The organism is Skermanella sp. (assembly GCF_059503625.1).
On sequence record NZ_JCACHA010001104.1, the window covers coordinates 1 to 5445 of the forward strand.

A 5445-nucleotide genomic window follows, 5' to 3' on the forward strand; every position below is an offset into this window, starting at 1 on the left:
GCCCGGAGCAGCGCCAGCTTCTCGACCGGCGGGCGCTGCTTCGGGGTGGCCGGCTGCGTCGTCATCTCCAGATAGGTGACGACCACGCGGAGCTTGCCGGGCGGCAGCCCCGGGACGATGCGCAAATCGGGCGGTGTCGTCATCGGGCGGCCTTTACCAGCAGTTCGAACCTTGCTTCCGGCCCCAGCTCAGGCATGCGTCTTCGCCGCTCCCGTTTCCACCGGCAGGTCTTCCCGCTGGCCCCACTCGGCCCAGGACCCGTCATAGACGGCGACGTCTTCCTTGCCCAGCAGGTACAGTCCCAGGGCCGCGACGCAGGCGGTAATGCCGCTGCCGCAACTGGTCACGATCGGCCGCTTCATGTCGATGCCGGCCCGCTCCACCAGCGCCTGAAGCTCCTCGCCCGACTTGAACGTCCGGTCGGCCGGGTTCAGCAGGTCGTTGAAGGGCAGGTTGAGGCTGCCGGGAATGTGCCCGGCGCGGCGGCCCGGCCAGAAATCGGCCTCGGCGCCGGTGAAGCGACCCGAGGCGCGGGCATCGACGACCTGTTCCCGTCCGCTCTCCAGGTTCGCCTTGATCTGATCCGCTTCGCGGACCAGGAAGCTGTTGAGCCGGGGGGTGAAGTGGCGCTCGCGCGGCATCGGCGGCAGGTCTTCCAGCGGATGGCCCTCGGCGATCCACTTGGGCAGACCGCCGTCCAGCACCGCCACGTCGCGGTGACCGAACACCCGGAACATCCACCAGACCCGGGCGGCGCTCATTAGGCCATGGGTATCGTACACGACGATGCGGACGCCGTCGCCCAGGCCCAGCTTGCGCACGCGCGCGGTGAACTTCTCGGGCGCCGGCAGCATATGCGGCAGGCTGCTGGAGCTGTCCGAGATCTCGTCGATATCGAAGAACACCGCGCCGGGGATATGACGCTCATTGTACTCGGCGCGGGCGTCACGGTCGGAGCCGGGCAGGAAATATGTGGCATCGACCACCCGAACGTCGGGTGCGCTCAGGTGCTGCGCCAGCCAATCGGTGCTGACCAGAGCGTCGGGCTTGGAGTATGGCATCGTTTCCCCTCGATTGATCGGCGTGTCCGAGTCCGGCCCCTCAGGGTGCCGGCGCCACGACCACGCGCCTGTTCTGTTTACCCTTGTTCTCGATCTTTACGACCTCGACGCCGCCGATCTCGCCCGTACGGGCGACATGGGTCCCGCCGCAGGGCTGGAGATCGACGGTTCCGATCTCGACCAGCCTGACCTGTCCGGACCCGGTCGGCGGCTTGACCGACATGGTGCGGACCAGATCGGGCTTCGCTTCCAGCTCGGCGTCCTCGATCCAGCGGTAGGACACGGGATGGTCGCCCTCGATCAGCCGGTTCAGCGCCGCCGTCAGCTCTTCCTTGTCCAGGCTGCCGGACGGCACGTTGAAGTCCAGCCGGCTCCTGTCCGCGCCGATCTGCCCGCCGGTCACGGCTCCCGGCACGACGGCGCACAGCAGGTGAAGGCAGGTATGCATCCGCATATGGGCGAACCGGCGGCCCCAGTCGATCTCGACCTCCACCGTCGAACCGACGGCGGGAAGCGCCGAACCCGGCTCCGGCACGTGGATCACGGTGTCCGGTCCATCGCCCTTGACGGCCTCGGCCAGCCTGACCTCGCCCCCGTCGTGGCGCAGCACTCCGGTATCGCCCGGCTGCCCGCCGCCTGCCGCGTAAAAGACGGTCCGGTCGAGCGTGATGCCGCGCTCGTCCACCGCGGTCACGGTGGCCCCGGTACGGACGGCATAGGCATCGCGGCGGAAGATCAATTCCATGATGACCCTAGAGGTTTGCTCAGTCGGCCAGCCAGGACGGGACCGGCAGGTTCTTTTCGCGCAGGAAGCTGGGATTGAACAGCTTCGACTGGTAGCGCGTCCCGAAGTCGCACAGGATCGTCACGACGGTATGGCCGGGACCGAGGTCCTTCGCCACCTTCACCGCCGCCATTACGTTGATGGCGCTCGACCCGCCCAGGCACAGGCCCTCGTTCTTCAGCAGGTCGAACACCAGGGGCAGCGCTTCCTCGTCGGTCACCCGAAGCGCGTCGTCGACCGGGGCGCCTTCCAGGTTCTTCGTGATCCGGCCCTGGCCGATACCTTCCGTGATCGAGTTGCCCTCGGCCTTCAACTCGCCGTTGGCGTAATAGTTGTACAGCGCCGAGCCGAGCGGATCGGCCAGCGTGATCCGGATGTCCGGCTTCTTCTCCTTCAGCGCCATCGCGACGCCGGCCAGCGTGCCGCCGGTGCCGACGGCGCAGGTGAAGGCGTCGATCCGGCCGCCGGTCTGCCGCCAGATCTCCTGGCCGGTCGTCGCGGCGTGGCCCTCGCGGTTGGCGACGTTGTCGAACTGGTTCGCCCAGATGGCGCCGTTCGGCTCCGTCTCCGCCAGTTCCTTCGCCAGCGTCTCGGAATAGCGGACGTAGTTGCCGGGATTGGCGTAGGGCAGGGCCGGGACCAGCCGGAGATCCGTGCCGATCAGCCGCAGCATGTCCTTCTTTTCCTGGCTCTGCGTCTCGGGCATGACGATGACCGTGCGGTAGCCCAGCGCGTTGCCGACCAGCCCCAGCCCGATGCCGGTATTGCCGGCCGTCCCCTCGACGATGACGCCGCCGGGCTTCAGCAGCCCGCGCCGCTCGGCGTCGCGCACGATCGCGATGGCGGCCCGGTCCTTGACCGATCCGCCGGGGTTGAGGAATTCGGCCTTGCCGAGGATGTTACAGCCGGTCGCTCTTGATGGCCCTTCAAGGCGGATCAGTGGCGTGTTGCCGATGCTGCCGATGAAACCGTCGCGTACGTCCACAGAAACCCGCTCTTCTTCAGTCTGCCAGGATGGATGACAGACTAACCGGCGGTCAGGCCCGGATCAAGCGGACGTACCCTTCAGGCTCGCCTGATGGCGCGCCAGCCAGTTCAGCGCGATCACGCTCGCCGCATTCTCGATCTCGCCCTCGTCGGCCATCCGGATCGCCTCGGCCGCCGGCACGACATGGACCCGGATGTCCTCGTGCTCGTCCGCGACTCCATGGATGCCGGTAGCTTTCCGCGAATCGACGATGCCCAGGAACACCGTGACGATCTCCGTGCTGCCGCCGATGCTCGCCATGAACTGCGATATCTGCCTGACCTCGCCGGCGATTTCGCAGCCCGTTTCCTCCATCGCCTCGCGCCGGGCGACGCCGGCCAGCTCCTCGCCCGGCTTGACGACTCCGGCAGGGGTCTCGATGCACCAGGCCGACCGGCCCGCAAGGTAGGCCGGCAGCCGGAACTGCTCGACCATCACGACAGTATCCAGATCCGGATCGTAGAGCAGGATGGCGACCGCATTGCCGCGCTCGAAGATCTCGCGTGAGACTTCCGGCGTCCAGGAGCCGTCGAACTTGCGGTGCCGAAGCCGATAGCGGTCCATGCGGAAGAAACCGGCGAAGACGGTTTCCTTCTCCCGGATATCGATATCCTGCTCGTCGTTCATGGTCTTACTCCGCCAACATGCCAGGCCGCCCGATCGACACGAACGGCGCCACCGCTTATTAGCGTATGGCGTCACCCGGCGCGAGCATCCTGCCGATGGACCGGCGGACGCCGAATGGCTAGACCTCTTCGGACAGGGCTTCGGTTTCCCCGATGCCGCTTTCGGGCTCCTCGGACGGGTCGTCCTCCTTCGCCGGGACCCGCTCCAGACTGATGCTTTCGCTGACGGTCCGCAGGAAGTCCAGGGTCCGGCGGCGGACGTCCATGTCGCCGATGGCGTAATAGGCCCTGACCAGCTCGGCGGTTTCCTTGCTCAGGAGCACGTCGGCATCCAGGGACGGCTCGCGGGAAGCCGACAACCGCCCCGGCAGCCTTCCGGGCATGACTGCGGCGGTTTCATCCGGCATATCGGCGAAGAAATACGAAACCGGCACATCGAGAACCCTGGACAGGTCATACAGGCGGCTGGCGCCGACGCGGTTGGCGCCGCGCTCGTATTTCTGGATCTGCTGGAAGGTCAGGCCCAGGGCGGCTCCCAGCTTTTCCTGGCTTATCCCCAACAGCAGGCGACGCAGGCGCAGTCTGCTGCCCACATGGGCGTCGATCTCGTTGGCGACATTCTTAGGCTTGCGTATCATTTCCCACACCCGTCCCCGAATCCCGATACCGTCGGTGCAGGAACCTCGTTCCCGGACCACGGCGGCATGCAATACGGGGATAGGGCTAAATACCACTAAAAGTCGATATATTATTTCGTATATCGCCGCCTATAGGCGAAGGTATAGCGCAAAACGTCAGAAAGTGGGGTTGAGGCGCAGATGCCGGTATCTATCCATCGACATCACGGTGATCGTTTCTACCCGATCGCCACGCCGGATGTCGAGCGGTACCCGTATTCCGGCATCGCCTAAAGCCCAGATCTTCCGATAAAGATCCGCAAGGCGGCTCACCGGCTGTCCGCCGACGCCGACTATGGCGTCATTCGACCGCAGGCCCGCCGTTTCGGCGGGGCTGCCCGGCGTCACTTTCCGGATGACCAGCCTGTCGCCCTCCTCGTTGGTGGTCAGCCCAAGCCAGGGGCGCGGCGGCGTCGCATTGCGGCCAAGCGCTATCAGGTCGCCCAGGATCGGGCGCAGCACGTCGACCGGGATGAACATGTTGCCGGGCATCGACAAGGGCGGCGCGGCGTCATGGACGAACAGGGAACCGACGCCGATCAGCTCGCCCTTCGGCGATACCAGGGCGGCCCCGCCGAATTCCATGACGGGCGGCGACGTGAACAGCGCGTCGTCCAGCAGATACTCCCAGTAACCGGCGAATTCGCGCCGCGAAACAAGCTGGGTGGCGCGCACGCCCTCGGCGCCGCCATGGATCAGCGCCAGCATCGGATCGCCGACCTTGACGTCCGCCGAGCGTCCCAGCCGCATGGGCTTGGCCTTGAAGCCGTAGCCGCCCCGCAGGAGCCCGAAGCCGCTGGCCTGGTCGTAGGCGACGATTTCCGCCGGATAGGTCTTGCCGTCCGCGTTCCGGACCTCGACCGAGCTTGCCTCCATCACCAGGTAGCCGATGGTGACGATCAGGCCGGTGCTGTCGATCACGACGCCGCTGCCGCTGCGTTCGGTCCCCAGCGACTCGGCCGAGCGCGCGTTGGACGGGACCATGGCCCTGACGCCCACGACGGACTGGACCATCGCCGCCAGATCGGGCGATTCCACCCGCTGGGCCGCCGCGGGCGCCGGCGTCCAGCACGCGGCGATCGCAGCCAGGGCGAAGACGAGAAGAGGGAAAACCCTTGGTGCGGGCCGGCAGCGCCGGTTCGACGAAACGCCAGGTGCCGGGACCATGTCACCCCTCCATCGTCACGCCCACGGCATTGTCCGCGGGATCATCAATGACATGTGCGGCGGATGGCCGGGCATCAAGCGCGAAAAGGAAAAGCAGGTGCCG

At 66.6% G+C, this 5445-nt stretch carries 6 protein-coding genes; all 6 read right to left on the reverse strand.

The features are described 5' to 3' along the window. Positions 1-188: 188 nt before the first annotated feature. The 6 genes from sseA to AC5JJ6_RS39675 all read right to left on the reverse strand — a co-directional run bounded on the left by sseA (position 189) and on the right by AC5JJ6_RS39675 (position 5342). Positions 189-1061: a 3-mercaptopyruvate sulfurtransferase gene (sseA, locus tag AC5JJ6_RS39650; RefSeq protein ID WP_496047317.1), complete on the reverse strand. Its 873-nt coding sequence runs from the start codon at positions 1059-1061 to the stop codon at positions 189-191. Between the two features lie 40 nt (positions 1062-1101). Further along, positions 1102-1806, reverse strand: a complete 705-nt coding sequence (locus AC5JJ6_RS39655) for an alanyl-tRNA editing protein (protein ID WP_496047318.1) — start codon at positions 1804-1806, stop codon at positions 1102-1104. A gap of 19 nt (positions 1807-1825) precedes the next feature. Then, a complete protein-coding gene (locus tag AC5JJ6_RS39660) occupies positions 1826-2830 on the reverse strand; it encodes a cysteine synthase A (protein ID WP_496047319.1) in 1005 nt (334 codons plus the stop codon). Between the two features lie 63 nt (positions 2831-2893). Continuing rightward, positions 2894-3499, reverse strand: a complete 606-nt coding sequence (locus AC5JJ6_RS39665) for an NUDIX domain-containing protein (protein ID WP_496047320.1) — start codon at positions 3497-3499, stop codon at positions 2894-2896. A 118-nt stretch (positions 3500-3617) separates the two neighbouring features. Then, positions 3618-4136 carry a helix-turn-helix domain-containing protein gene (locus tag AC5JJ6_RS39670; RefSeq protein WP_496047321.1) on the reverse strand — a complete coding sequence of 173 codons (519 nt, stop codon included), beginning with the start codon at positions 4134-4136 and terminating at the stop codon, positions 3618-3620. A 156-nt stretch (positions 4137-4292) separates the two neighbouring features. After that, a complete protein-coding gene (locus AC5JJ6_RS39675; RefSeq protein ID WP_496047322.1) occupies positions 4293-5342 on the reverse strand; it encodes a S1C family serine protease in 1050 nt (349 codons plus the stop codon). Positions 5343-5445 lie beyond the last annotated feature (103 nt).